Below are 25,141 nucleotides of genomic sequence, written 5' to 3'. Positions count from 1 at the left end.
TCCTACTCCCCTAGGCAGTCCTGCACATCCAAACAAACTTTTTTATTATCTATTGGAGTTATTAAAATTATAGCAATAAACTAAATAAAGAAGTGGGTACATGAAAAAAATAAGACAATTTAGTGAATTATTAGCATTTTGAGCACCGAATGCGAACTATTTTGGTAGAATTATATTTTTTGTACATAATCATCAAATAAAGATTGCTCTTTCGTTCGATCAATAATTTCTATAATACTTCCTTGAGCATATTTTTTTATTCTTTTTTGTGGCATATAAAAATAGGCCGTATTTGTAATTAACCACTCACTAAGTGTTAGTTCATTACCTGGCTGTTGATTTGTCAATATACGTTTATGTCGAAGTATATCCGCCATTTTATAAAAACCATCTGATAGCTCGTAGGCCGAAACATCAAAATTAAAAATAGGACTAACAACTTGTTCAACATCAAAAATGTGAATTGTTTGCCATTCTTCATCAATAGCTAATTCTACTGTACTAATTTCATCGAATAGATTTAAGCCCCTATATTCCATTTGATAGATTTGCTCCATAATAAAACGCCTCCTTTTATAGGTTCTACAGCAAATGTTGAAGGAGTCGTAATATGTCTCTTCCACATAAATTGTATAGATATTCTAATAAATATCGTAGATCCCTTTTTTACAACGTTCCTATTGTAACATAGAAAAAGTAGCTGTCTTCAAACGAGACAGCTACTTCCATAAAATGGCCAATCACCATTACTAAGGGTGATTTCGTTCCACTTTTATTTTATCTAAAAAATTATTTAAGCTTATCGAAAAAATTATTGTTAATTTATCGATGAAAGTTTTTGAATTTATCGCCTCACTTAAGCAATTATGCCTCGGCATAATTGCGTCCGAAATCGGCTATTGTGCTTAGGCCAGAAGATGTTTTTTGTGCGAAAGCGCAGTAACTTCTTTCCTATTCAGTGACATCCGCCGGAGGCTTAACTACTTTCTGCGAATGTTCGGGTACCCGCTGAAAAGTGATTTAGAACAGCATTCTCTCACCACCTAAAGAAGAGGAATACTTCTCTTGACCTGTCGCTACTCTTTCGGTACAAAAACACTTGTAGCTAACGCTTCGCTTTCGCTACAGAAATAATTGCTGAAAGAAGTTATATTTATCGACATAACAGATTTTTCAAAGTTGTATTAGCCTTGTACACGTGTAATTTTTACATCTTTTAAGATTGTATTCACTACCCAGCTGGCAGCAATTAAGCCTGCCACTGAAGGAACAAAGGCATTGGAAGATGGAGGCATTTTTGCTTTACGAATAGCTGCATCCGGTTTTCCGACATGCTCTACGACATCTGGACGAACAACAATAGGACTCTCATCTGAGAACACAACCGTTACTCCTTTATGAATACCATCCTTACGTAATTTTGTACGGATTACTTTAGCCAATGGGTCCGTATGCGTTTTAGAAATATCTGCAATTTTGAAACGAGTTGGATCCATTTTATTGGCTGCACCCATGCTAGATATCATCGGAATATTACGCTTTAGACATTCCTTCATAATATGAATTTTATACATCACAGTGTCACTCGCATCAATGACATAATCTATGCCCTGTGCGAAAAATTCCTCATATGTTTCCTCCGTGTAAAACATATGCATATCAATTACTTCACATTCTGGATTAATATCAGCAATACGTTCTTTCATGACACCTGACTTAGATTTTCCGACCGTTGAAAGATAGGCAACTAATTGACGATTAACATTCGTAATATCTACATTATCCTTATCCACTAAAATAATGCGGCCAATACCACTTCGTGCACAAGCCTCAGCAGCAAATGAACCTACACCGCCTACACCAAGAATGGCTACCGTTGTATTTTTTAATTTTTCGAGTCCCTCTGTTCCTATTGCGAGCTCATTACGAGAAAATTGATGTAACATCCTTACACTCTCCGTCTATTGAATTTTTAGTACGCTTTAACGGACAGTAATATACATTGCCCGTTAAAGCCCGATTGGTGATCATGGATAATACACCCCATTAATCACTTTATTAGTAAACCTAGTTAAATACTAAGATAAAATCAAACCTATCTTACATTTTATTACGATATTCATCAAGTAAAAATTATAACTAAAAAAATGAAGTATTCCTACTAAATCAATTATGCCTCGGCATAATCGTTGCTGTCGCTTCGCTTTCGTACAGATAAACAATGCGTCTGCTATTGGCTTTGTGCTTTAGCCTGCGGATGTTTTTTGCGCGAAAGCGTAGCGGTGTGATGCAGGTCAATTAGCCGTTATCACATGAATGCAATGATTTTAGGCTAACATCTTTTAGTAACCCCTTCCCGATTCCGTGACATCCACTAAAAGAAGTTAAAATACTTTTTAAATATGTAAAGTTTGAATTAAGCCACTAAAAATCTAAATGTTTACAGCTTAAAGTAAAAAATTTAGGCAATTGAATAAATCGCCATCCAATTGCCTTTAGTCTCAACACGATCATTCTTGTTCATAATTTTTGGAGAAACATGCCACAAAATCTAAGCCGAGCTGGGCATTTATTTGCTTAAAAGCCGCAATTACCGCCCCACCGATCGGTTGTAAAACTGGTGCCATAAATTGCAATGGTATCTCTTCAGCCTGTGCGAATTGCTGTAATTTCGGTAAAAAATACGCTTCATTATTAAAAACGCCACCCACTAATACGACAGGCACGTCCCCTTCCTCCCAAGTCATATGAGAGTAACATGCTTTAATCGCCACATAATATTTCTTACAAGCATCCTCAATGATCTGAATAGCAACACGATCACCTTCTTCTGCCGCATCAAAAGCATATTTACTTAACGGTGAAATCGCTGTCCGAGGATGCTCTTCTCCATATATACACTCTATTAATTGTGGTACATTTTCTACAGAAAAATAACGCAATATTACATCTGTCAAAGCTGTTGGGTCTCCGCGTCCATCATAGCTTTGAAAAATAGCCTTCAGCACTTGAATACCTAAATCATAGCCACTGCCCTCATCATCAAAAAGATAACCCCAGCCACCAACCCTATGAAAGCGTTGCTCACGATCGTAGCCCATTGTAATTGCGCCTGTCCCTGCAATTTGCACAATACCTGCCTGCCCAAGTGTGCCTGCATAAAGTGCAATTAGAGCATCATTATCAACAATCACATGAGCTGTCTTAGGAACGTATTGACGTACTATCGATTCTACAACTTCTTCAGCCTGTAGCTCCTTAACTCCTGCCATGCCAGCAAAACAACTATCTATAGCAGCAAATACTTGCGGATTTTGTTGTTGCAAATTTTGTAGTATATCATGAATCGTTGACTTAAAAATTTGAATACCCATAGCTGTTGGGTTACTGCGAGTCGTTACTACTCTAGCATAAACATTGCCCAGTTCATCACAAATTACTGCTGACGTTTTCGTTCCACCACCGTCAATCGCTAATACAAACATATCCCTACTCCTTTCTCGTCAATTTCACCTTAGCTATCGCTCAGAAAACAACTGCTTGCTAACGATAAAAAGGGATTAAGCACTATCTACTAATGGCTTAACCCCTTCTTCTAACATCATTTCGTAAAGCCAAATGATGCCCAAGGCTGAATATGTGCTAATAAAAATTGTTCTTCTTCTACAACTCTTGCCACAACATTTGTCGATCCGGCATTCGGCATTTCCTTTAAAACAATTTGGAGCTCACCCTTATAACGTACATCTAAATTATTATCGATTGTCACATCGCCCAATTTTAATAGGTGGGTATCATGTACAAGGAAGTCACCATTTTTATATTTAACACGAGATTGCGTACTACGGATCACATAATCCGAAACATCACCACGATTAAAATGGGGCTCCTTAAAAAGGATGGCTTCTTCTAAAATAGACGTTTCAATTGACTGCTCAACCTTCAGCTCTAGCTTATGGCGATTTAATTGACCTAACGCACGTATTTCTTCCTCAGAAGCATACATATTGCCGATAATACAATCATCTATTAAACCAGTGTGCCATAAATCCTTTGCTTGCACAGTAATTGGAAGATGACGATGCTCTTCTAATGTAGGCAATCCATGCTCCGTTTCTTCCCAAGGTCCGAACATAGCATGCTGTGATGAAATCATGGCTGCTGTACGAATATGATTTGCTTTAAATTTTTGAGATGTTTGTAAAAAATGTTGACGTGATAAACCTGTGAAACGTCTCGGATAAAAATTATGACAGCCAATAATATTATCTTTATTCGGTTGATAGGATACTATATTTTCTACATATTTAGTACCGTTACTAATATTTAATTCTATTTTTAAATTACTTGCATCGAGCGACATAAACGCTTCTTCCTGGCCAGAAAAACCCATATCTAAGCGCAATGCCGCTAAATGATAATGCTCCTTAAAGTAACCGATATCTTTATACGTTAAGCCTAAATCTTCAAAAACAGCTGGTGCAATATCAGCAGAAATTTCAAAGCCAAGCTGCTGCCCAAATTTATTGATTTGTTGTAATTTTTGTCGTTCCTCATCGTTATTTAAGGACATAAGACATGTAAATATTCGATCAAAACCATTGTCATGAGCGAGCTGAACATATCGCTTCATATCGTCTAGTGTACTATGCTGAGGATATAGTGAAATCCCTAATCTTTTCAATTTAAATACCTCCGTTAGCTCACAATTACACTTCTACTTTTTGACTCTCTAATTTTGTAACTTGCTGTTCTTTTTGAGCCTCTGCTTCAGCAGCCCGTAGTTCATTCTGCTTTGCCATGCGGTTGGCCATTGAAATGAACGGTAAATAGATACATACCGCGACTACAATTAAGACAATACTAAGGGCAGCTCCTTGCCAAGATTGAGTTGCTAAGAAACCATTAATAATCGGTGGCGTTGTCCATGGTGGTGACACCGTAGCTGCTGGCACAAAGCCCCACTTCGTTGCAAAGAAAGCAATGGTTACGTTCACCATTGGTGTCAAAATAAACGGTACGAATAATACTGGGTTTAACACAATTGGAAGACCGAAAAGTAATGGTTCATTAATATTAAAAAGACCTGGTGCTGCGGACAGCTTTCCGACGGTATTATATTGCTTATTCTTTCTAGCAAAAATGAAAATGGCGATAATAAGTGCTATTGTCGTACCGGAACCACCCATATTGATGAAGGCATCAAAGAATGGTTTATTGACGATGTATGGCGCTATTTCCCCAGATGAAATTGCTTCAACATTTTTTTCTATAGCTGGTAAATTGATCGTTTGCATAAACGGTTCGATAATGTTAGCACCATGAACACCTAATGTCCATAAAAACGTAGGAATAAATGCTAAAAGTAATGCCGCAACCCATGAATTCGTTAAGCCCATAAACGGCTCTTGAACGGCTGAGTAGAACGAACCGACAATATCAGGAATATCAAAGCCTGCCGAAATAATTGTACGAACTAGAGCAAATAAACCAATTGTAATAATAGCAGGTAATAATGCGGCGAAAGATTTTGAAACAGCCGGTGGTACTCCATTCGGCATTTTAATTAGTAACTTAGGATTGCCAGTCAATTTACAAAATAATTCAGTTGACAACAATGCAATAATAATGGCAATAAATATACCACCTGTACCTGTCGTTAACCCTGTTAATCCACCTTCACCAAAGGTACCGAACGTCAAATAAGTTGAAAAGCTGATTACACCGGCAGAAAGTCCATCCTTGTCGTAACTTTTCGCAAGATGGTAAGCAATTGTAAAGGCTAATAACAAAGATATAATTCCAAATGTTGCTCCCCAAACATTGCCGCCCCACTGTGTCCAAGTTTCATGCTTCCAGATGGCATCGAGCGCATTTTGATAGAATTTGATAGGCAAATTATTAACAAGAACCGCAAGTGACCCAACAATTGTCAATGGCATGATTGTAATAAATCCATCTCGAATGGCAACTAAATGACGCTGATTCCCTACTCTAGCTGCGACTGGTACAAATTTTTCTTCTAAAAAACGGAACATTTCACACACTCCCTTTACGTTTTTATTGTGACATCAAGGCTTGATGCTATTCCCCTTTGATTCGTTCGTACAACTCAATCATTTCAGTTGCTAAATCACGAAACGTGATGGCATTCATTAAATGATCCTGTGCGTGAATTAACAACATTGATACTTCTACTTTTTCTCCCCTTGCTTCTTGTGACAGTAGAGCCGTCTGAGAATGATGCGCTTCAATCAATGCTTCGTTAGCTAACTGTATTTTTTCCTTTGCTTCTTGAATCTGGCCATTTTTTGCTAGCTGGATAGCCTCCATACATTCACTTCTCGTATTACCACTATGCACAATCAGTCCCATAATGGATTCCATCAAAACTGTTTCTTCCATTGTCGCTGCCCCCTTAACCAATCAACTGTAACGCTTGATTTAAAACATTTTCGCCATTCATCATGCCGTAATCCGCCATATTAATGACATCAATCGGAAAATTCATTGCCTTGTATTTTTTTTCAAATGTTCCTTTTAAGTAACGTACTTGTGGACCCAGTAGCAGCACATCCACCGTTTTAGTAGCTAATACTTTATCAACCTCACCTTCAGCAATCGCATAAATATCTGCCTCAATATTTTGTTCTTGTGCAGCTTTTTGCATCTTTGACACTAATAAACTAGTACTCATTCCCGCCACGCAAACTAGCATAATGTTTTTCATAAAAGCACTCCTTTTCATGATAAGATCGTCTTTTTAACTAACTTTATTTTTATGATTTTGTAACTATGAAATCGCTTTCTTATGATGAGAATAGCATCAATTGGTATATACCACAATATACTTTTTACACCATTTATTCCCTTATAGAAAGACTTTAAAAATTGGGCTATAACTCTGTTACAGACTACAGAATGGATTCACCTTACTGGTATAGTCCAGAAAAAAGTTCAAAAAAATTTAATTTTTCAGAACCAACTACATTCATACCTACTTTTTCAACATTTACACGACTTAAAAGTATTCATAGAATGCGGGTTTATTAGAGGGTAACGCTTGCTGCCAGCGATCAATAATGTCTTCAGCCAATTCTTCATTTGCATACAAGGCAGCATCCTTTACAGAAAGATAGCCCACCATCATCGCTGAAAAAAGATTAATTGGTAATGTTAACATATGCACTTTTGGGCTAGAATTTGTCTCAATTATCGAGACATCTCCACTTTTATTTATTTTATATGCGTGCTCATTCCAGCTACAAAATATATCTTCAATTTGAATATATAACGGCTCCTGAATATCGCCCCACGGATAATGTTGCATGAACATCAAAGCATCTACTATTCTTACCATCACATCCTGAACGACTTCCTTTTTAAACTGTGGTTCTTTAAAATAAAAACCAAATTGATGATTGTTTGAAGTAACTCCTTTAATGTTACTCACACTCGCTGCATGAGACGTTATAAAACGCCAAATCGCTTGTTCTGCTAGTAAATCTTCAGCTATAAAATCATGAATCTCAAACGTTCCATCCTGAATGATATAGCGAATATAACCTGCAATTTTATCATCCTTAAAATATGCCGCAAAATGACTATCAGGCATCCTTCTCTCTATCCTTTTCCACCAAGCATCATCTCGCAGCATACTTCCATTATTGAAAGGCGCCTGTGCATTATGAAAATCCTTAATCGCCTGAAAAAGATCACGATCTGGCCATTCAAAGCTCATACGTTTTACTACGTCCAGCTGCTTCCCGAAAGAAGGAAACAGCAATTGCGGAATGGTGTAACATAGCTTTTCAAAAAATAATTCCCAGCCAAAGTAACGATAAAAGGATACCGAAAATGGTGCTAACACAGATATGCTCTGCCCATTCTCTCGCATTTTCTTCAGGGCTTCTGTCATAAGCTTTTTGATAATACCTTGTTGCCGATACTCAGGATATGTTGCAACAAAACCAATTCCGCCCATCTTATAATTTTCACCATGAATTGTCATATTTAGTGGCAATACGAATAGCTGTCCAACTACTTTTTGTTTATCGTAAGCACCCAATGTTGTGCTATGCTCAATCCAATAGTGAAAATCATCGCGCCGCGCACCCGTATACTTATTAGGAAAACAATAATCTCTTAATTGATGTATTTGTAAATAATCTTTTGGAGGTATTATTTTTATTTCCATACGCTAGATCACCCCTTTTCAGTACTGAATATTCGTACAATTCAAGATAAACTTAATAGATTATTTTTGACAAATTCTTCGACCTCTGAGGCCGTAGACAGTAGTAAAATGCGCTCATTATGTGGTGTTAGCTGCTGTTTAGAAAGCTTAGCGAGATGTGCACGAGTCTTTAATATAGAGGAAGCACTCATGGAAAACTCATTTAATCCAAATCCTAGTAAAATCGGTAACGCTATTTCATCTGCAGCCATTTCACCACACATACCTACCCATTTTCCATGATGCTGTGCTGCATCAATGACATTTTTTATCAGTCTTAAAACAGCAGGATGATACGGTTGATATAAATAAGAAACATTTTCGTTCATGCGATCCGCTGCTAACGTGTATTGGATTAAATCATTTGTACCGATTGAGAAAAAATCTACTTCCTTTGCAAATACATCTGCAATGATGGCTGCCGATGGAATTTCAATCATCATTCCTATTTCTAGCTTTTCAGATATAAGGTATCCATCACTCTTCAAACTTTGTTGTTCTTCAAGTAATATTGCCTTCGCCATTTTAAATTCGTCCAATGTAGCAATCATTGGAAACATAATTTTCAAATTGCCGTAAGCGCTTGCTTTTAGTAATGCGCGAATCTGTACACGAAACATTTCTTGTTGAGTTAAACTAATCCGAATTGCTCGATAGCCAAGAAAAGGGTTCATCTCATCAGCAAGCTTTAAATATGGTAGATTTTTATCGCCACCAATATCTAATGTCCGAACAATCGTTGGCTTGCCTTGCATTTTCTCAAGTACACTTTTATATGCTTGAAACTGCTCCTCCTCAGTTGGTAGCTCCTGTCGTTCCATATATAAAAACTCTGTACGAAACAGGCCGATACCATCTCCACAAGCATTGATGACCATATCCGCATCTTCAGGGTTTCCTATATTCCCAGCAATTTCTACTGAAAATCCATCCGCACTCAAACTTGGTAATGAACGATAGCGAAGAAGTTCTTCATTCTCTTTATTGTATAAATGTTGTTGCTGCAAATAAAAGCTTGTTATTTCCGATGAAGCGTTGACAAAAATCTTGCCATTTGTCCCATCTAAAATAATGGGTGCTCCATGTTGAATACCTTCCGTGGCATTTTTCGTCCCAACTACCGCTGGAATCTCTAACGTTCGTGCGAGAATAGCGGAATGAGATGTTTTGCCACCAATATCCGTTATAAACCCTTTGACATACGTTGTATCTAGCATCGCAGTCATGGACGGTGTTAAGTCTTTAGCAACGATAATAACATCAGAGGTTAAACGATTCATATCCACCATTTCAACCCCTAACAAATGGGTTAATACCCGTTTAGATACATCTCGAATATCTGCAACTCGCTCCTGCATATAGACATTATCAAGCCCTTCAAACATTGCAATGAACAAATTCGCTACTTCGTTTAATGCAAATTCGGCATTCACCCCAGATTGAATTTTCGCTTCAATAGATGCAAGCATTTCAGGATCTTCTAGCACTAATAGATGTGCCGCAAAAATAGCCGCCTTTTCAGCACCGAATTTCTCTTGAGCTATTTCATGGATTTCTTGTAGCTCCACTTTCGTTTTTACAATAGCTGCCTTAAATCTTTCTAGTTCAGCATGGACATCAGTAATCTTAACTTCTTCAAAAGTTAGATCTGGTTCCTTTAAACAATATGCATTTGCAAAGGCAATGCCTCGAGAAACAGCAATTCCTTGTATTTCTAACATTCCTCACCAATTCCTTTTGAAACCATTACTTCTGTTATTGTTTGAAAAAGCTTCTCGACATCAGATCCCTCTGCTGAAATTTCTACAATGCTTCCAGGTGCTACCCCTTGTGCCATAACGCCCATAATCGATTTTAAATTGACCGATTTCTCTTTATACGTTAACTGAACGTCACACTCAAACGGTGTTACAGCCGTTACCAGTAATGCTGCTGGTCTAGCATGTAGTCCCTCTGGCGCAGTTATTTTAAACATTTTCTTCATCTATATCCCTCCGCATGTCATTTAAAGTTAATACGATGTTGATAACTGGTAATCATAGCCTCGTTATGAGACAAATCAGCGTCAACATTATTACTTTTAAAAACTGGTAATATTTCGTCAGATAAAGCCATACTCTCAATGATTTCACTAAATAATGCATTTAAAATAAATGAACCGATCACTGTAGAGGATGGTGCATACTGTATATCATGGTGATGCAGCAAACCATCTCCTATTGGTATATGCGTATCGATAACTATATCTACTACATCCTCTAAGCGCTGTCCACTTTGATGACGGGTCGGCTGTTCGCAATAGGCAAGAGATTGCAGGGACATGACCAGCACTCCTGTTTTTTTCGCTAAAAAAGCCACATCTAACGGTGCTTGATTTCTTCCGGATGTAGAAATAACAATACAAACATCATTTTCATGAAAATCAAAATGATCTTTATACCGTTCAATGATAGTCGGGTCCTTCTCGTTTTTAGATGATGTCATTGCTCCTGCATGTAAAGTTAAAGGTTCAATAATGATAGGACGTACAGGTACAAGTCCTCCCGCGCGATAAAATGCGTCCTGTGCTAAAAGATGAGAATGGCCACAACCAAATAATTGGACAATTCCTCCGCATTGAAGCCTTTTGACAATTAATTGTGCTGCCTCTTTTATTTGGGCATATTCTTGCTCCCTCACGACCTGCATTAACTTTTGAATTTTCAGAAAATATTCATCCATTGGATCACCTTTTAATTTCACTAATGAATTTGTATCGATCAGCTCGATAAGTACTTCGCACAAGCTCGAACGGAACTCCATCAGATAAATAACTTGTACGTTTAATAATTAACACAGGTGCAGTATGATTAATTTGCAAAAATTTACTATCTTCTTTTGGAACAATAGCTGCCTCCATTTGCTGAATAGCATTTCCAATTTTTTGATGGAATTTTGCTTCAATTAACGCATACAATGACCCCATTATTTTCTTTTCATCTAATTCTGGATATACTTTCACAGGAATATACGTTCTTTCGATTGCCATTGGCTTGGAATCTGCACTACGGATTCGAACAACGAAGAATACCTCTTCGCCCGGCTCTAACATTAAATCTCTAGCAATATCAACTGGTGGTACGATTTTTTCAAAGCGTAAAACTTTACTGCTTGGTTCCATCCCTCTAGCCCGCATATCCTCTGTGAAACTTGTTAATCCTTTTAGTGGTTGTTCTAATTTTGGATTAGCTACATATGTACCTCTCCCTTTTTCACGATACAGTAATCCGCTATTCACTAAATTTGTAATTGATTGACGAACAGTCATTCTACTAACATCAAACTGCATAGAAAGCTCTCGCTCAGAAGGTATATTTTCACCGATTTTGTATTCTTCTAAATAAATACGTTGTTTAATGATTTCCTCTATTTGTATATAGATAGGTATATGAGAATTTTTATCTAACAAGTGTTGCACCATCCTTATCGCCTCTTTACTTTCATTCCTCAAATACAACTTTACCGCGACAAATAGTTTTTTGTACATTTAAATGTTCATCAAGTAATACAAAATCTGCATCATATCCTTCTGCAATATGACCTTTAGTTGCAAGCTGTAATTGCTTAGCAGCATTCGTAGAGGACATTGCGACAATTTCCTGCAATGAGCAATCGGTAACTGCTTTCATATTTTTTACTGCCTGCTCCATCGTTAGCACACTGCCCGCTAAAGCCCCATTAGATAAATGAGCCCCATCCTTAGAAACATGAACGGTTTGACCACCTAAATCATAATCACCATAATGTAAGCCTTTTGCCCGCATCGCATCTGTAATTAAAATAATACCATTCGCTCCTTTCATACGATACGCTAGCTTTACAGCCTGAGGATGGCTATGCACGAAATCAGCTATAATTTCAGTCTTCACCTGATCTTCTAATAGCACTGCACCAACGACACCCGGTTGGCGATGATGGAAAGGGCGCATTTGGTTATATAAATGTGTAGCCTGCCTTACTCCCAATGCTACTGCCTTATCCACTTCCTCAATTGATGCGTCAGAATGGCCAATGGAAGCAATAACATTTAAATCTTTTAACGATTCAATAAACGTAAAGCCTCCCTCTACCTCAGGCGCAATTGTAACTTGTTTAATGCGTTGCTTACTTATTTTCTGCCAGAATGTAAATTGCTCAGCAGACGGTAAAATAATGTATTCTATTGGCTGAGCTCCTGCCCGTTTTTTCGATACATATGGCCCCTCTACATGTATACCTAATAAGCTTGCCTCATCATCATTATTTTCAAATTGAGCAACGTTGGATAAAGCGCTTTCAATTGCTTCTATAGATTGCGTCATTGTAGTTGCAAGGAAGCCCGTAACGCCTTCTTGTACTAAAGAACGTGCCATTTGATGTAATGCTAATTGTGTAGCGTCCATCACATCATGCCCCGCAGAGCCATGTATGTGCATATCAATATAGCCAGGTAGTAGTAACCAATTTTTATCTTTGCCGTCAATATAATGCTCAGCCTGATCAGATAAGTTATGACTTATTTTGATAATTTTACCATTATCAATGAATAAATCGCCCTTAAACGGTGCTTCATCATGATTGACTATCGTAACATTGGAAATTAAAAGTGTATGCTTCAAATAGATCACCCCCTAATCTTTTTTGAGGAGCTTGCTGAAGTTACCAAGCTATCATTCAACTTGGTATAGTTGTCTATACCAATTATATGACACTTTTACAAAAATAAAAAGTATTTTTTATATTTTCTAAATTTTTTAGATTTATCGCCATAACTTGGGGTTAATTTCTGTTCCGACTGGGCGCTTTGTTGCTGTCGCTTCGCTTTCGCACAGGATAAAACATTGTCGCTGACGCTTCGCTTTCGAGCAAAGCTTCCTGGGGGCGTCCGATGAGACCTACCAATATGTTGAATACGATCACATTGGATATTCGTATGTTCTATAATCTCGGAACGAACCCGTATAAATTCATTTTTCCATTCATTATCATAGGGCACAATTTTCACTTCATGCATTTTCAAGCCAAGAATCATTGTCATTTGTCCTCTACAATTAACAAATTTGTTCTATTATAAATCATCCTATGCAGTTGTCTTTTTGAATAACCATTTTTTCGCACTAAAAAAGGAGCTAATTTTATGCTCCTCTTTGTGGTTATTTACTATGTATGACGAATCCCGATTGTGCCGTTATGCCAAGAAACATTCGTCTTGAACCCGCAATTCGCAGGGGGGTGCCCGCTTTGCAGCTTTAAACGTCCCGCTCCGCGTGGGGCTTGTTTGCGACTACAAAATGAAGGCTCCCGTTTCTAATGTGTTCGGTCAAAACTGTTAAGTAGAGCTAGCAATTAGACAAACACATCAGGATTCGTATTACAGTAATAATAGCATCTCTTATCTGATAATTCAATCTATTTTCTTTAAAAAAATCTAACTCCTTGCGAAAACGCAAAAAATACCTAGATTCTCAACAAATTTTGCTAGAGAATCCAGGTATTTAGAAGTATTCATTATCTTTTAAATGTTTTAATTGCTAAATTTAGCTCATTCAATTGTTCTGAAGAAACTTCACTTGGTGCATTTGTTAATAAGCAGCTTGCACTTGCTGTTTTCGGGAATGCAATTGTGTCACGTAAGTTAGTGCGGCCAGCAAGTAGCATTACGAAGCGGTCAAGACCAAATGCTAGACCTCCATGTGGCGGTACACCATATTCAAATGCTTCTAATAAGTAGCCAAATTGAGCTCTTGCTTCTTCTTCTGTGAAACCAAGTAAATTAAACATTTTTTCTTGTAATTCACGTTCATAAATACGTAGTGAGCCTCCACCAAGCTCATAGCCGTTTAATACGATATCGTATGCTTGCGCGCGGACAGCTGAAGGATCAGTTTCCATTAATGGAATATCTTCATCAAATGGACGTGTGAATGGATGGTGCGCTGCATAATAGCGACCGTCTTCTTCAGAGTACTCTAATAATGGCCAATCTGTGATCCATAGGAATGCAAATTCTGATTCGTCGATTAAGCCTAAATCTTGACCTAATTTCGTACGAAGTGCACCTAAAGATGCTGCTACAACAGATGCTTTATCAGCAACGAATACTAAAATGTCGCCCACTTCAGCTTTCATTCGTTCGATTAATGCAGTTGCTAAAGCTTCGTCAAAGAATTTTGCAATCGGTCCGTTTAAGCCTTCTTCCGTTACTTTTAACCAAGCCAGACCTTTTGCTCCGTAAATACCAACGAATTTTGTTAGTTCGTCCATGTCTTTACGAGAGTATTTGTCTGCCGCGCCTTTAATGTTGATACTCTTTACTTGCTTGCCCTGTGCTACTGTATCAGCAAACACTTTGAAATTACAGCCATCAAAAATATCATTTAAAGCAACTAGTTCTAAGCCGAAACGTACGTCAGGTTTATCTGAGCCGTAACGATCCATAGCTTCTTGATATTTCATACGTTGGAATGGAGCAGGGATATCAATACCTTTTACTTCTTTCATAACTGCTTGGATTAAGCGTTCGTTCATTTCAATAATTTCTTCTTGCGTTAAAAAGCTTGTTTCAATATCAACTTGTGTAAACTCTGGTTGACGGTCAGCACGTAAGTCTTCATCACGGAAACAACGTGCGATTTGGAAGTATTTTTCGAAACCAGACACCATTAATAATTGCTTAAATAGCTGTGGTGATTGTGGTAGTGCATAAAATTCACCTTCATGAACACGTGATGGTACTAAATAGTCACGAGCTCCTTCTGGAGATGATTTAGTTAAAATTGGTGTCTCTACTTCTAAGAAGCCTTCGTTTTGTAAGAAGTTACGAATTGTACGAGTAACGTCTGAACGCATTTTGAAAGTGTCAAACATCACAGGACGACGCAAGTCAAGATAACGATATTTTAAACGTAAATCTTCGGATACATCTGTGCGATCTTCGATTTGGAATGGTGTTGTTTTTGCCGTATTAATAACGACTAATTTTGTTGCTTCTACTTCAATTTTGCCGTTTGGTACATTTGGGTTAATTTGATCTTCTGCGCGAAGAATAACTGTCCCTTCTACTTCAATTACGTACTCACTACGCACTTTATCGGCTAGAGCATGTGCTTCTGCAACATCAGGACTAAATACTACCTGAGTGATTCCAGTACGATCACGTAAATCAATGAAAATTAAACCACCTAGGTCGCGACGACGTTGTACCCAACCTTTTAGTACGACTTTTTCGCCTTTTAATGCTTCTGAAAGTTCATTACTAGCATGTGTTCTTGTTGCCATTATTTAATTCCTCCAAAATTTATTTGGCTCATCACCATAACTTAGGGTTGATTTATCCACATGACATACGTTTTCATAAAATGTCATCCCCCATTTTCGGTGATGAACCGTTTGTTTTACTTATGTAGCATACAGTTCCTACTAAGTAGTGAATGGATGCCAAGGAAAATTTGCAGTTCATTAGATGAATTATCTGTCCAAATGACGAACAGATAATCCTGTATTGATTTATAAACGATTTATGTTTTAACAGATTCGCTTATTGTTTTAATAGATAGTTCACTAACTCTGAGAACGCTACTTTTTGTTGTTCACCTGATTCCATATGTTTAACAGTAGCTACTTGCTCTTCAAGCTCCGTTTCGCCTAAAACAATCGTATATTTTGCACCTAAACGGTCTGCTGATTTCATTTGAGCTTTCATTTTGCGATCTAAATAATCCATTTCTGTGGAAATGCCCTTAGCACGGAAGGTACTTGTTAATTCTACAGTTTTTAGCTTCGCTTCTTCGTCCATAGCAATCATATAGACGTCGAGCCCTGATGCTGTGTCTAATTCAACACCTTCAGCTTCAAGCGCAAGTAACAAACGCTCAATACTTAATGCGAAACCGATGCCTGGTACTTCCGGTCCACCAATTTCTTGCACAAGGCCATTATAGCGACCCCCACCACAAAGTGTAGTAATTGCTCCAAAGCCAGAAGCCGTTGACATAATTTCAAAAGTCGTATGATTGTAATAATCAAGACCTCTTACAAGATTTGGATCGACCCCATACGAAATTCCCAATGCATCTAAAAATGTTTTAACTTGAGCGAAATAAGCTGCTGACTCCTCTGTTAGGAAATCAGTTAATGCAGGTGCAGATTGCATCAATGGGTGCTCACGGTCTACCTTACAGTCTAAAATACGCAGTGGATTTTTTTGTAAACGATTTTGGCAGTCTGAACAAAACTCATGAATATGTGGTTCGAAGTGTTGTAACAGTGCTGTACGGTGTGTATCACGTGTTTCTTTGTCACCAAGTGAATTAATGACTAATTTTAAATCCTTTAAACCTGCTGATTCATAGACATCCATTGCTAGTGCAATAACTTCTGCATCAATCGCTGGGTCAGCTGAACCAATTGCTTCTACTCCAAATTGAACAAATTGACGGTAGCGCCCTGCTTGTTGACGTTCATAACGGAACATTGGTCCTAAATATGAAAGCTTTACTGGTTGATCAGGTGCACCAAACATTTTATGCTCAACATAAGCACGAACTACACCAGCTGTATTCTCCGGACGTAATGTTAACGAACGGCCACCGCGATCTTCAAAAGTATACATTTCTTTTTGAACAACATCTGTTGTTTCACCGACACCACGTGCAAATAAATCTGTTTGCTCAAAAATTGGTGTGCGAATTTCATTGTAGCGATAGACACGACAGATATCACGGATAACCGCTTCTATCTTTTGCCATTTTTCTGATTGACCAGGCAAAATATCTTGTGTCCCTCGTGGCACTTTAAAACTCATAGAAAAACCTCCTTTATAAATTGCTTATGAGCAAGCTGTCTTCTGGACTTCTCTCGTTTTTTGTCCACAAAAAAAGCCCTCGCCTCCTTGCGTTTTGCAAGGGACGAGAGCTGTACAAGCTTCCGCGGTTCCACCCTAGTTGACGCATCAAATTCATGCGTCCTCCTCCTAATCGGATAACGGCCGATTCCGTTTTTTCCTACTAAGCATTACTGTTCAGAAAAAAGCCTCTCAAGTGTTATTCACAATATACATTTTTGTAGGAAAGATTTCAGCCTAGGTCTTTCCCTCTCTTCTCCAATAGAGGTATATGCTACTTGCTTGGTCATAAGCGGTTAATCATTTTTTGATTACCCTTTATGTTAGTCACAACAAAAGGCAATGTCAACTGTTTTTATTTTTTTTACAATACATTCGATAAAATAACAAATTCCATTACCTTTTTCCCACGAATTCTATTACTAAAGCATGGTAAAATAGCACAAGATAGGAGGAATCTGATGAGGACAAAACTTTTAAATATTAGTATCATCTTCGTACTAGTGTTAATGATCGCGATTCCAAGTATGAATAATATTCAAAGAGCACTAGCAGACACCAGTGATTTAAAAGTAACTGGAACAATTCTTTATTTACGTGAGGGACCTGGACTGTCTTATCCAATCATTACGACATTAGATGAGGGTGATTCGCTAACTTCTATTAGTCGTGAGGGTGACTGGATTCAAGTAAAAGCAGGCGATTACGAAGGCTGGGTAGCATCTTGGCTAACAGCTTCAATAAATGATAAACAAACGGTTGATAAAACGTTGATTTCACAAGTCGATCGTCTAAATATTCGTACTGAGCCTGACATATCTTCAGCAGTTCTTGGACAATTATCAATAGGCAGCCAAGCTAAACTCATTGAAAAAAATGGCGAATGGGCAAAAATAGATTGGAACGGACTAGTTGGGTGGGTATCTACTGACTATGTTACAATCAATGACCTACCTGAAAAAAAGGTTACGGCTGAGGCTGATGAACCTAAAGTTGAGGTATCTACAAAAAAAATCAACAAAGATACAACATTTACAGTTTTAGTGGATTCACTTAATGTGCGCCAAAATCACGACTTAAATGCTAAAAAAATAGGAACAGCTTCAAATGGACAAACCTTTAAAGTGCTGGCTCAAGAACATAACTGGGTAAAAATTCAATATAACGATAATAAAGCAGGTTGGGTTTATAGCTTTTATGGTACTTTTTCAAATAAAGAAAAAACGACATCAAAATCTGCTTCTTCTTCCTCAGAGCTTGAATCTGTCACAATCATTTATAATGGGACAAACCTACGGACAGATTCAACAACAACTGCTGATGTTGTTGCACGTGTAGATGCTGGTGAAACCTACCCTATTGTAGGTGCTAAAAATGATTTTTATGAAATACAAGTAGATGACAAAACTGCATTTGTAGCGAACTGGGTCGTTACTACTACTTCGTCGAGCAAAGCTACTACTGCTATAAAAAAAGATAAATCTGAACCACGCAAGAAAGGTACTTTAAATGGGCTAACGATTGTCGTAGATGCTGGACATGGAGGAAATGATCACGGCACTACCGGACAACGAGGCACAAATGAGAAGGAAGTTACATTGAAAACGGCATCTCTTCTTGCTTCAAAGTTGAGTGCTGCTGGGGCAAATGTTGTCATGACTAGAGAATCTGATGAATATGTTGCACTCCGTAAACGCGTATCAATTGCGCACCAGTATGAGGCAGATGCTTTTATCAGTATTCATTATGATGCAACAGACGATAGCTCCATTAATGGCTTCACCTCATATTATATGAACAGTAATCAACAAGGTCTTGCAGAGGCAATAAATAAAGGACTTTCCAATAAAATCGATTTAAAGAATCGTGGTACCCAACAAGGAAATTATTTAGTTCTACGAGAAAATCGTCAACAAGCTGCCCTCATTGAGCTAGGCTACTTAAGTAATGGTAGTGAGGAACGTGTTATTACAAACGCTAAATTCCGTGAACAAGCTACTCTCGGTATCTACCAAGGTATTTTAAATTACTTTAACGGAGATCAATAAAAATCCATTATACCTCTGCATAATGGGTTGTGAGATAAATTAATAATAAGCTGCAAAGGACAGTAGACTAGTACTTCCCTTGCAGCTTATTTATTTTTTACTAGTTCATTAAGGGATTGTTTTATATAACTCTTCCTCGATAGAAGTTATTAGTTAATGGAACTGAATCAATTCTAAGTTATAGTATTTGGTGTTTACCTTCAGAGCTCACTGTCAAGTACTTACACTTGCTAAAACGAAAAAAGGCCTCCAACTTACATTCTAAGTGTATAGAGGTCCTTTATGCGCTTATTTTTTCATTGTTGCTAGCGTAACCCATACAATTTCCTTCATACTAATGAATAATGGCGTACGGTTAACCCCTAAAACAATATCATCAGGTAATACAGAGATTAATTTTCCTTGCTGAATATTTTTCTTAGTTTGCACTACAATTGCCTGACCAATCATCATATTAAGAGTTTCATATAAATATGGATTTGATATGCTTCCTATCTGCGTCATCCTTAATACACTTCCTTCCTACAAAACTAACCATACTATTTAATGTATGAAGGAATCATAGGAAATGTACCATTTATTTAGATTCAAGAAGTATGGTGATAGGGCCATCATTTGTCAGTGCCACATCCATCATCGCACCAAATATTCCTTTTTCCACATGTAAACCGTGTTCACATAAGGCATTATTAAAAGCATCCCATAACGGTTCTGCAACTTCTGGTCTTGCGGCACTTGTAAAACTTGGACGATTCCCCTTTTTCGCATCTCCATACAATGTAAATTGTGAGACGGATAGAATAGCCCCTCCATGCTCTAAAATAGAATGATTCATTTTTCCATCAGCATCTTCCCAAAGGCGGAGATTTGCTACTTTTTTCGCTAAATATTCAACATCCTCTTGCGTGTCCCCGTGTGTAATGCCAACCAGAAGAACATAACCGCTATCAATAGCTCCCGTTACTTTTCCGTCAACCGTAACAGAGGCTGCTTTACTACGTTGTAAAACTACTTTCATTTTTTAAAACCTCAATTCTCCTATTGTATGCACCAAAAGTTTCATTTTCGGTACATAACAAAGTTGCTTCTGCCCAACCATCCAATTAGTTAATAACACGTTGTACTGAATATATATCAGGTGTTTGCTTAATACGTTCCACTACTTTATGCAAATGCGAAATATTTGAAATCGAAATCGTTAAATGAATCGTTGCCATTTTATCACGATCTGCACGACCACTCACTGCTAAAATATTCGTTTTCGTTTCACTAACAATTTGCATGATTTCATTTAAAATTCCTGGTCTATCGAAGGCTGAAACTTCAATATCGACAGGGTATTCTTTTTTCTCTGGAGTAAGTCCATGTTCCCATTCAACTTCTATTAAGCGCTCCTGCTCATCATCAACTTGAATATTTGGACAGTCCGCACGGTGTACTGAAACACCTCTTCCTTTCGTAATGAAGCCTACAATTTCATCTCCAGGAACTGGCGTACAACAACGTGAAAGTCGAATAAGCATATTGTCGATATCTTTTACGATAACGCCCGATTCTGTACGTTTTTGTGGAATAGGGTTTTTCATTTTTTGTTCAATTTTCTCTAGCGCTTCTTCCTGTTCACGCTCTTTGCGACGTTTTTCAGCTAGGCGATTTACAACTTGCTGAGCTGTAATTCCATTCATACCAACAGCTGCATATAAATCTTCTTCATTTGTATAGTTGAATTTTTCACATACTCGCTTCAAATTGTCCGCTGACATTGTTTCTTTTACATCAAAACCTTGAGCACGGATTTCCTTTTCTATCATCTCTTTACCTTTGATGATATTTTCCTCACGAAGATGACGTTTGAAAAACTGCTTTATTTTATTTTTCGCCTGTGAGGATTGGGCTATTTTCAGCCAATCGCGACTCGGACCAAATGATTGCTTAGACGTTAAAATTTCAATAATATCTCCCGTTTTTAACGGTGTATCAAGTGGCACCATTTTACCATTGATTTTCGCGCCAATTGTACGATTTCCAACTTCTGAATGCACACGGTATGCGAAGTCGATAGGTACAGAGCCTGCTGGTAATTCAATGACATCTCCTTCAGGTGTGAAGACATAGACCATATCAGAGAATAAATCAAATTTTAAAGATTCCATAAACTCTTCAGCATTAGAAGATTCATTTTGGAATTCTAAAATTTCTCGGAACCACGTTAATTTTTGGTCGACATTTTGTTTTTCATTATCAACTTTTTTACCTTCTTTATACGCCCAATGCGCTGCAATCCCGTACTCGGCAATTTTATGCATTTCCTTCGTACGAATTTGAACTTCTAGCGGGTCACCATAAGGACCAATTACTGTTGTATGCAGGGATTGATATAGGTTTTGTTTTGGCATTGCAATATAATCTTTAAAACGTCCTGGCATTGGCTTCCATAATGTATGCACAATCCCAAGTACGGCATAGCAATCTTTAATACTATCGACAAGTACACGAATGGCTAATAAATCATAAATCTCGTTGAATTGTTTCTTTTGTAACACCATCTTACGATAAATACTGTAAATATGTTTTGGGCGACCATAAACATCTGCTTCAATTTCAACATCTGTAAGCTGTGACTTCATCTCACCCATTACATTATCTAAATATGCCTCACGCTCATCACGTTTTTTCTTCATAAGACTGACAATGCGATAATATTGCTGTGGATTTAAATAACGAAGTGCCGTATCCTCAAGCTCCCATTTAACAGTCGAAATTCCAAGACGATGCGCAAGTGGTGCAAAAATTTCAAGCGTTTCTTTAGAAATACGGCGTTGTTTTTCGGCAGGTAAATGCTTTAACGTGCGCATATTATGTAGGCGGTCTGCCAGTTTAATCAAAATGACACGAATATCCTGCGCCATAGCTACAAACATTTTTCGATGATTTTCTGCTTGTTGCGCTTCTTTAGATAAATATTTAATTTTCCCTAGCTTTGTTACACCGTCTACAAGCACCGCAACCTCTTCGCCGAATTCACGAACCAAATCGTCACGCGTAAAATCCGTATCCTCGACAACATCATGTAAAAAACCAGCCGCAACTGTTGCAGGATCCATTTGCAATTCAGCTAAAATACCAGCTACTTGCACAGGATGAATAATATACGGTTCACCTGAGCTTCGGAATTGCTCAATATGGGCATCCCTTGCTAATTCATATGCTTTTTTCACGAATGCGACATTTTCCTCATTCATGTAGGATTTGACTAACTCAAAAACGTCCTCGGGAGTCAAAATTTGCTCTTTCGCCATAACATGTCCACCTTGCTCGTCAAATTTTTCAGATTAGATATAAACTTAATTGTATAAAATATTATGGGCTATTGTAAAGTAACTGTGTCATTTTGTTTAGTTATTCTCGTGAACAATGTGAGAAATGGGAAATATATTCTAGGAAATGAATAAAAAGACCCTTTGCGAATGCAATATTCCGCAAAGGGTCTCTTTCTATATCCATAGTTATTTAGCTTAACTTATTATACGCTACAGCAATTTTTGACCCAACTATCGCATTATTTTTTACTAATGCAATATTGGCATCAAGGCTTTTACCTTCTGTTAATTCTTTAACTTTTCCAAGTAAGAATGGTGTCACGTTTTTACCGTGAATACCGTTTTCTTCTGCTTCTACTAAAGCTTTTTCAATGATTCCTGTAATGAATGAATTCTCAAGAGCTTCAGTCTCTGGAATTGGATTAGCAATGACAGCTCCACCTTTTAAGCCTAATTGCCATTTGGCACGTAGCATTTCTGCCACTTCCTCTGGCGTATCAATCTTGAAGTTTACATCAAAACCACTTTGGCGTGTATAGAATGCTGGTAGCTCATCTGTACCGTATCCAACAACTGGTACACCTTTTGTTTCAAGATATTCTAAAGTTAAACCAATATCTAAAATTGACTTAGCACCCGCACAAATTACAGCAACATTTGTTTGAGCTAATTCTTCTAAATCTGCTGAAATATCCATTGTTGTTTCTGCACCACGGTGTACGCCACCGATACCGCCAGTTACAAAAATTTCAATATTAGCTAGCTCAGCACAGATCATTGTTGCTGCTACAGTTGTCGCTCCTAATTTTTTTGTTGCTAAAAGATAGCCTAAGTCACGACGAGATGCTTTTGCTACACCTTGAGCATTACCGAACATTTCAAGTTCTTCATCTGATAAACCAATTTTAATTTTACCATCGATTAAAGCAATTGTTGCTGGTACTGCACCATTATCACGAACAATTTGTTCTACTTCACGTGCGGTTTGAACATTTTGTGGATATGGCATTCCGTGAGAAATAATTGTTGATTCTAATGCTACGATTGGTAAGCCTTTTGCTTGTCCTGCTTTTACTTCTTCTGATAATACGATGAATTCTTTCATGTTGTTATTCCTCCATTTCACTGTTTAACAAATCAACTGATAGCTCAGGTCTTACTGTATATGGGGATGCAAGCGTATTTTTAGCATTCGTTAAGCCTGCATCAATACATGTTGCAAAGGATTGCCCAGTAAGCCAGCTGTGGATTACAGCACTTACAAAGGCGTCCCCGGCACCTGTTACATCTTCAATTTTTTCTATAGCTTTCGCCGCGTAATGACTTGGCTTCGTTGTAACAGAAGCTGCATACACACCCTTGCTACCCGCTGTAATAATTACCTGGTCAGCACCTAATGTAAGAAATTGCTGTAAAGCCTTTTCATAATGCACAGAGTTTTCGATTTTATGACCAACAATCGTCTCTGCTTCATCTGTGTTACAAATAAACCATGTTACACCTTGCAACGTATCAGGTAATCGATTCATTTTTGGCGAAGATACCGGTACGATGACAAACGGAATGTCACGGGCAATTGCAACCTGCTGTATGTAAGCCACTGTTTCCTTTGGACAGTTCAAGTCCATAATAAAGCAGCCTGCGTTCATGAGCATTGCCTCATGTTTTTTTAGCAAACTTGGCAATAAAAGATCATATACTTCCATATTTGCTACCGCTAATGCTAGCTCGCCCTGCTCATCCATAATCGCAGTATAGGAACCAGTTGAAGCGTCTGGTAACTGCTCCACATAACGTAAATTCATAAATGGCTCTGAAGCTTCTTGGATCACTTGCCAATCAGCATCTTTGCCGGCAGTAGTCAGCAATGTTACTTGATGATTTAATCTGCCTAAGTTTTCAGCAATGTTTCGTCCTACACCACCTACACTAAATGAAGAGCTTGCAGGATTGGATGTACTGAACTGGACATTCCCCTTCACATGAAATTTTCGGTCAAGATTGGCTCCACCGATACAAATGATTTCATTTTCCTCAGGCAAAATATACGCACGGCCTACAATTTTCCCCTGTTTCGTCAAGCTCGATACTAAATTAGCAAGGACTGGTCGAGACAGATTCATCTTATCGGCCATCTCTTGTTGAGACATAAACGGATTCTGGCGAATTAATGCAAGGACCGCCTGTTCCCTTTCATTCATAGCATCACCTTTTATTATATTTGTTTATATTATAAACTTTTGTTTGGTCGGTGTCAAAAATTTTTTAAATGAAAAAAGTTGAAACCAATATGATATTGGCTTCAACTTTTTAGTGATAACTATTGCCTCAATGGAATTAAGGTGTCGTGTATAGAAGGGGTGCGAAAGCGAAGTGTAACGTAGCAACAGCAACAAATGTTTTCTGCGTGTGAAATCAATAGCGGCGGAAATTCGGGTTTTGCGGCGTTCTTTTCTTGGTTAGCGGCGCAATTTTATGGTTTAGCGGCGTTCTTCCTTCGGTTAGCGGCGCAACTTTATGCTTTAGCGGCGTTCTTCCTTCGGTTAGCGGCGCAACTTTATGCTTTAGCGGCGTTCTTCCTTCGGTTAGCGGCGAATTCCAATATTAGCTGGACAAATGTTTTCTGTGTGAAAGCGAAGCGACAGTAACAAATGTTTTCTTTGGAAAACGAAGCAAT

23 protein-coding genes, 1 other RNA gene and 1 other annotated feature are annotated in these 25,141 nt (G+C 37.9%); of the genes, 2 read left to right on the top strand and 22 right to left on the bottom strand.

Annotation, left to right across the window (positions count from 1 at the left end; genetic code table 11):
• Positions 1-170: 170 nt before the first annotated feature.
• From ACIQZA_RS22565 to hisS, 17 genes are all read right to left on the bottom strand, one after another.
• Positions 171-557 (bottom strand): hypothetical protein, encoded by a 387-nt coding sequence (locus ACIQZA_RS22565; protein WP_402883930.1) that lies wholly within the window; start codon positions 555-557, stop codon positions 171-173.
• A gap of 627 nt (positions 558-1,184) precedes the next feature.
• Positions 1,185-1,946 carry a tRNA threonylcarbamoyladenosine dehydratase gene (locus ACIQZA_RS22560; protein ID WP_132356940.1) on the bottom strand — a complete coding sequence of 254 codons (762 nt, stop codon included), beginning with the start codon at positions 1,944-1,946 and terminating at the stop codon, positions 1,185-1,187.
• Positions 1,947-2,510: 564 nt separating this feature from the next.
• Complete coding sequence (locus ACIQZA_RS22555) at positions 2,511-3,485, bottom strand: N-acetylglucosamine kinase (protein WP_402883931.1); 975 nt, start codon at positions 3,483-3,485, stop codon at positions 2,511-2,513.
• Between the two features lie 116 nt (positions 3,486-3,601).
• Positions 3,602-4,684 carry a DUF871 domain-containing protein gene (locus tag ACIQZA_RS22550; RefSeq protein WP_400933014.1) on the bottom strand — a complete coding sequence of 361 codons (1,083 nt, stop codon included), beginning with the start codon at positions 4,682-4,684 and terminating at the stop codon, positions 3,602-3,604.
• A 25-nt stretch (positions 4,685-4,709) separates the two neighbouring features.
• Positions 4,710-6,038, bottom strand: a complete 1,329-nt coding sequence (locus ACIQZA_RS22545; RefSeq protein ID WP_132356943.1) for a PTS sugar transporter subunit IIC — start codon at positions 6,036-6,038, stop codon at positions 4,710-4,712.
• Positions 6,039-6,084: 46 nt separating this feature from the next.
• Positions 6,085-6,405 carry a PTS lactose/cellobiose transporter subunit IIA gene (locus ACIQZA_RS22540; RefSeq protein ID WP_400933010.1) on the bottom strand — a complete coding sequence of 107 codons (321 nt, stop codon included), beginning with the start codon at positions 6,403-6,405 and terminating at the stop codon, positions 6,085-6,087.
• A 13-nt stretch (positions 6,406-6,418) separates the two neighbouring features.
• Positions 6,419-6,730, bottom strand: coding sequence for a PTS sugar transporter subunit IIB (locus ACIQZA_RS22535; protein ID WP_132356945.1), 312 nt, complete (start codon positions 6,728-6,730; stop codon positions 6,419-6,421).
• A gap of 291 nt (positions 6,731-7,021) precedes the next feature.
• The gene (locus ACIQZA_RS22530; protein WP_402883934.1) at positions 7,022-8,197 is read right to left on the bottom strand and encodes a GNAT family N-acetyltransferase; all 1,176 of its coding nucleotides are present in this window, start codon (positions 8,195-8,197) and stop codon (positions 7,022-7,024) included.
• 41 nt (positions 8,198-8,238) lie between these two features.
• Positions 8,239-9,957 (bottom strand): phosphoenolpyruvate--protein phosphotransferase, encoded by a 1,719-nt coding sequence (gene ptsP, locus ACIQZA_RS22525; protein ID WP_402883936.1) that lies wholly within the window; start codon positions 9,955-9,957, stop codon positions 8,239-8,241.
• On the bottom strand, positions 9,951-10,220 hold the full coding sequence (locus ACIQZA_RS22520) for an HPr family phosphocarrier protein (protein ID WP_132356948.1): 270 nt from the start codon (positions 10,218-10,220) through the stop codon (positions 9,951-9,953). Before ACIQZA_RS22520 ends, ptsP begins: the two co-directional genes overlap by 7 nt.
• A gap of 17 nt (positions 10,221-10,237) precedes the next feature.
• On the bottom strand, positions 10,238-10,957 hold the full coding sequence (locus ACIQZA_RS22515; protein ID WP_427495688.1) for a sugar isomerase domain-containing protein: 720 nt from the start codon (positions 10,955-10,957) through the stop codon (positions 10,238-10,240).
• Between the two features lie 4 nt (positions 10,958-10,961).
• Entirely contained in the window at positions 10,962-11,684 is a 723-nt protein-coding gene (locus ACIQZA_RS22510; protein ID WP_400933181.1) for a GntR family transcriptional regulator, read from the bottom strand.
• 31 nt (positions 11,685-11,715) lie between these two features.
• Positions 11,716-12,873 (bottom strand): N-acetylglucosamine-6-phosphate deacetylase, encoded by a 1,158-nt coding sequence (nagA, locus tag ACIQZA_RS22505; RefSeq protein ID WP_400933001.1) that lies wholly within the window; start codon positions 12,871-12,873, stop codon positions 11,716-11,718.
• A 95-nt stretch (positions 12,874-12,968) separates the two neighbouring features.
• On the bottom strand, positions 12,969-13,292 hold the full coding sequence (locus ACIQZA_RS22500) for a GrpB family protein (protein WP_402883938.1): 324 nt from the start codon (positions 13,290-13,292) through the stop codon (positions 12,969-12,971).
• Between the two features lie 131 nt (positions 13,293-13,423).
• Positions 13,424-13,623: non-coding RNA, 6S RNA (gene ssrS, locus ACIQZA_RS22495), on the bottom strand.
• A gap of 139 nt (positions 13,624-13,762) precedes the next feature.
• A complete protein-coding gene (gene aspS, locus ACIQZA_RS22490; protein WP_402883940.1) occupies positions 13,763-15,532 on the bottom strand; it encodes an aspartate--tRNA ligase in 1,770 nt (589 codons plus the stop codon).
• Positions 15,533-15,791: 259 nt separating this feature from the next.
• Entirely contained in the window at positions 15,792-17,057 is a 1,266-nt protein-coding gene (hisS, locus tag ACIQZA_RS22485; RefSeq protein WP_402883942.1) for a histidine--tRNA ligase, read from the bottom strand.
• 96 nt (positions 17,058-17,153) lie between these two features.
• Positions 17,154-17,395 (bottom strand) — a binding site (T-box leader).
• 162 nt (positions 17,396-17,557) lie between these two features.
• On the opposite strand from hisS, the gene ACIQZA_RS22480 reads away from it, so the two are divergent.
• Entirely contained in the window at positions 17,558-19,144 is a 1,587-nt protein-coding gene (locus tag ACIQZA_RS22480) for an N-acetylmuramoyl-L-alanine amidase family protein (RefSeq protein WP_402883943.1), read from the top strand.
• A gap of 288 nt (positions 19,145-19,432) precedes the next feature.
• Here the strand turns inward: ACIQZA_RS22480 and ACIQZA_RS22475 are convergent, their stop codons facing one another.
• The 5 genes from ACIQZA_RS22475 to ACIQZA_RS22455 form a co-directional block, all read right to left on the bottom strand.
• Positions 19,433-19,648: a DUF2642 domain-containing protein gene (locus tag ACIQZA_RS22475; RefSeq protein WP_402883945.1), complete on the bottom strand. Its 216-nt coding sequence runs from the start codon at positions 19,646-19,648 to the stop codon at positions 19,433-19,435.
• Positions 19,649-19,721: 73 nt separating this feature from the next.
• Positions 19,722-20,162, bottom strand: coding sequence for a D-aminoacyl-tRNA deacylase (gene dtd / locus ACIQZA_RS22470; RefSeq protein ID WP_402883947.1), 441 nt, complete (start codon positions 20,160-20,162; stop codon positions 19,722-19,724).
• 85 nt (positions 20,163-20,247) lie between these two features.
• Positions 20,248-22,443 (bottom strand): RelA/SpoT family protein, encoded by a 2,196-nt coding sequence (locus tag ACIQZA_RS22465; RefSeq protein ID WP_400932991.1) that lies wholly within the window; start codon positions 22,441-22,443, stop codon positions 20,248-20,250.
• Positions 22,444-22,654: 211 nt separating this feature from the next.
• Entirely contained in the window at positions 22,655-23,569 is a 915-nt protein-coding gene (locus ACIQZA_RS22460) for a pseudouridine-5'-phosphate glycosidase (RefSeq protein ID WP_142508978.1), read from the bottom strand.
• Between the two features lie 4 nt (positions 23,570-23,573).
• Positions 23,574-24,665, bottom strand: a complete 1,092-nt coding sequence (locus ACIQZA_RS22455) for a carbohydrate kinase (protein ID WP_402883949.1) — start codon at positions 24,663-24,665, stop codon at positions 23,574-23,576.
• Between the two features lie 195 nt (positions 24,666-24,860).
• Between ACIQZA_RS22455 and ACIQZA_RS22450 the strand changes: the two genes are divergently transcribed.
• Positions 24,861-25,112 carry a hypothetical protein gene (locus ACIQZA_RS22450; RefSeq protein ID WP_402883951.1) on the top strand — a complete coding sequence of 84 codons (252 nt, stop codon included), beginning with the start codon at positions 24,861-24,863 and terminating at the stop codon, positions 25,110-25,112.
• Positions 25,113-25,141 lie beyond the last annotated feature (29 nt).

Source organism: Lysinibacillus sp. NPDC096382 (genome assembly GCF_044762845.1).
Lineage (GTDB): Bacteria > Bacillota > Bacilli > Bacillales_A > Planococcaceae > Lysinibacillus.
Note: the sequence above shows the minus strand (reverse complement) of the source record. Positions and strands in the feature narration are given on the sequence as shown.

Excerpts from the sequence above, each read along its gene's own strand:
- ACIQZA_RS22565 (WP_402883930.1), bottom strand. The coding sequence starts at position 557 with ATGGAGCAAATCTATCAAATGGAATATAGGGGCTTAAATCTATTCGAT.
- ACIQZA_RS22560 (WP_132356940.1), bottom strand. The coding sequence starts at position 1,946 with ATGTTACATCAATTTTCTCGTAATGAGCTCGCAATAGGAACAGAGGGA.
- ACIQZA_RS22555 (WP_402883931.1), bottom strand. The coding sequence starts at position 3,485 with ATGTTTGTATTAGCGATTGACGGTGGTGGAACGAAAACGTCAGCAGTA.
- ACIQZA_RS22545 (WP_132356943.1), bottom strand. The coding sequence starts at position 6,038 with ATGTTCCGTTTTTTAGAAGAAAAATTTGTACCAGTCGCAGCTAGAGTA.
- ACIQZA_RS22540 (WP_400933010.1), bottom strand. The coding sequence starts at position 6,405 with ATGGAAGAAACAGTTTTGATGGAATCCATTATGGGACTGATTGTGCAT.
- ACIQZA_RS22535 (WP_132356945.1), bottom strand. The coding sequence starts at position 6,730 with ATGAAAAACATTATGCTAGTTTGCGTGGCGGGAATGAGTACTAGTTTA.
- ACIQZA_RS22530 (WP_402883934.1), bottom strand. The coding sequence starts at position 8,197 with ATGGAAATAAAAATAATACCTCCAAAAGATTATTTACAAATACATCAA.
- ptsP (WP_402883936.1), bottom strand. The coding sequence starts at position 9,957 with ATGTTAGAAATACAAGGAATTGCTGTTTCTCGAGGCATTGCCTTTGCA.
- ACIQZA_RS22520 (WP_132356948.1), bottom strand. The coding sequence starts at position 10,220 with ATGAAGAAAATGTTTAAAATAACTGCGCCAGAGGGACTACATGCTAGA.
- ACIQZA_RS22515 (WP_427495688.1), bottom strand. The coding sequence starts at position 10,957 with ATGGATGAATATTTTCTGAAAATTCAAAAGTTAATGCAGGTCGTGAGG.
- ACIQZA_RS22500 (WP_402883938.1), bottom strand. The coding sequence starts at position 13,292 with ATGACAATGATTCTTGGCTTGAAAATGCATGAAGTGAAAATTGTGCCC.
- aspS (WP_402883940.1), bottom strand. The coding sequence starts at position 15,532 with ATGGCAACAAGAACACATGCTAGTAATGAACTTTCAGAAGCATTAAAA.
- hisS (WP_402883942.1), bottom strand. The coding sequence starts at position 17,057 with ATGAGTTTTAAAGTGCCACGAGGGACACAAGATATTTTGCCTGGTCAA.
- ACIQZA_RS22480 (WP_402883943.1), top strand. The coding sequence starts at position 17,558 with ATGAGGACAAAACTTTTAAATATTAGTATCATCTTCGTACTAGTGTTA.
- ACIQZA_RS22475 (WP_402883945.1), bottom strand. The coding sequence starts at position 19,648 with ATGACGCAGATAGGAAGCATATCAAATCCATATTTATATGAAACTCTT.
- dtd (WP_402883947.1), bottom strand. The coding sequence starts at position 20,162 with ATGAAAGTAGTTTTACAACGTAGTAAAGCAGCCTCTGTTACGGTTGAC.
- ACIQZA_RS22465 (WP_400932991.1), bottom strand. The coding sequence starts at position 22,443 with ATGGCGAAAGAGCAAATTTTGACTCCCGAGGACGTTTTTGAGTTAGTC.
- ACIQZA_RS22460 (WP_142508978.1), bottom strand. The coding sequence starts at position 23,569 with ATGAAAGAATTCATCGTATTATCAGAAGAAGTAAAAGCAGGACAAGCA.
- ACIQZA_RS22455 (WP_402883949.1), bottom strand. The coding sequence starts at position 24,665 with ATGAATGAAAGGGAACAGGCGGTCCTTGCATTAATTCGCCAGAATCCG.
- ACIQZA_RS22450 (WP_402883951.1), top strand. The coding sequence starts at position 24,861 with ATGTTTTCTGCGTGTGAAATCAATAGCGGCGGAAATTCGGGTTTTGCG.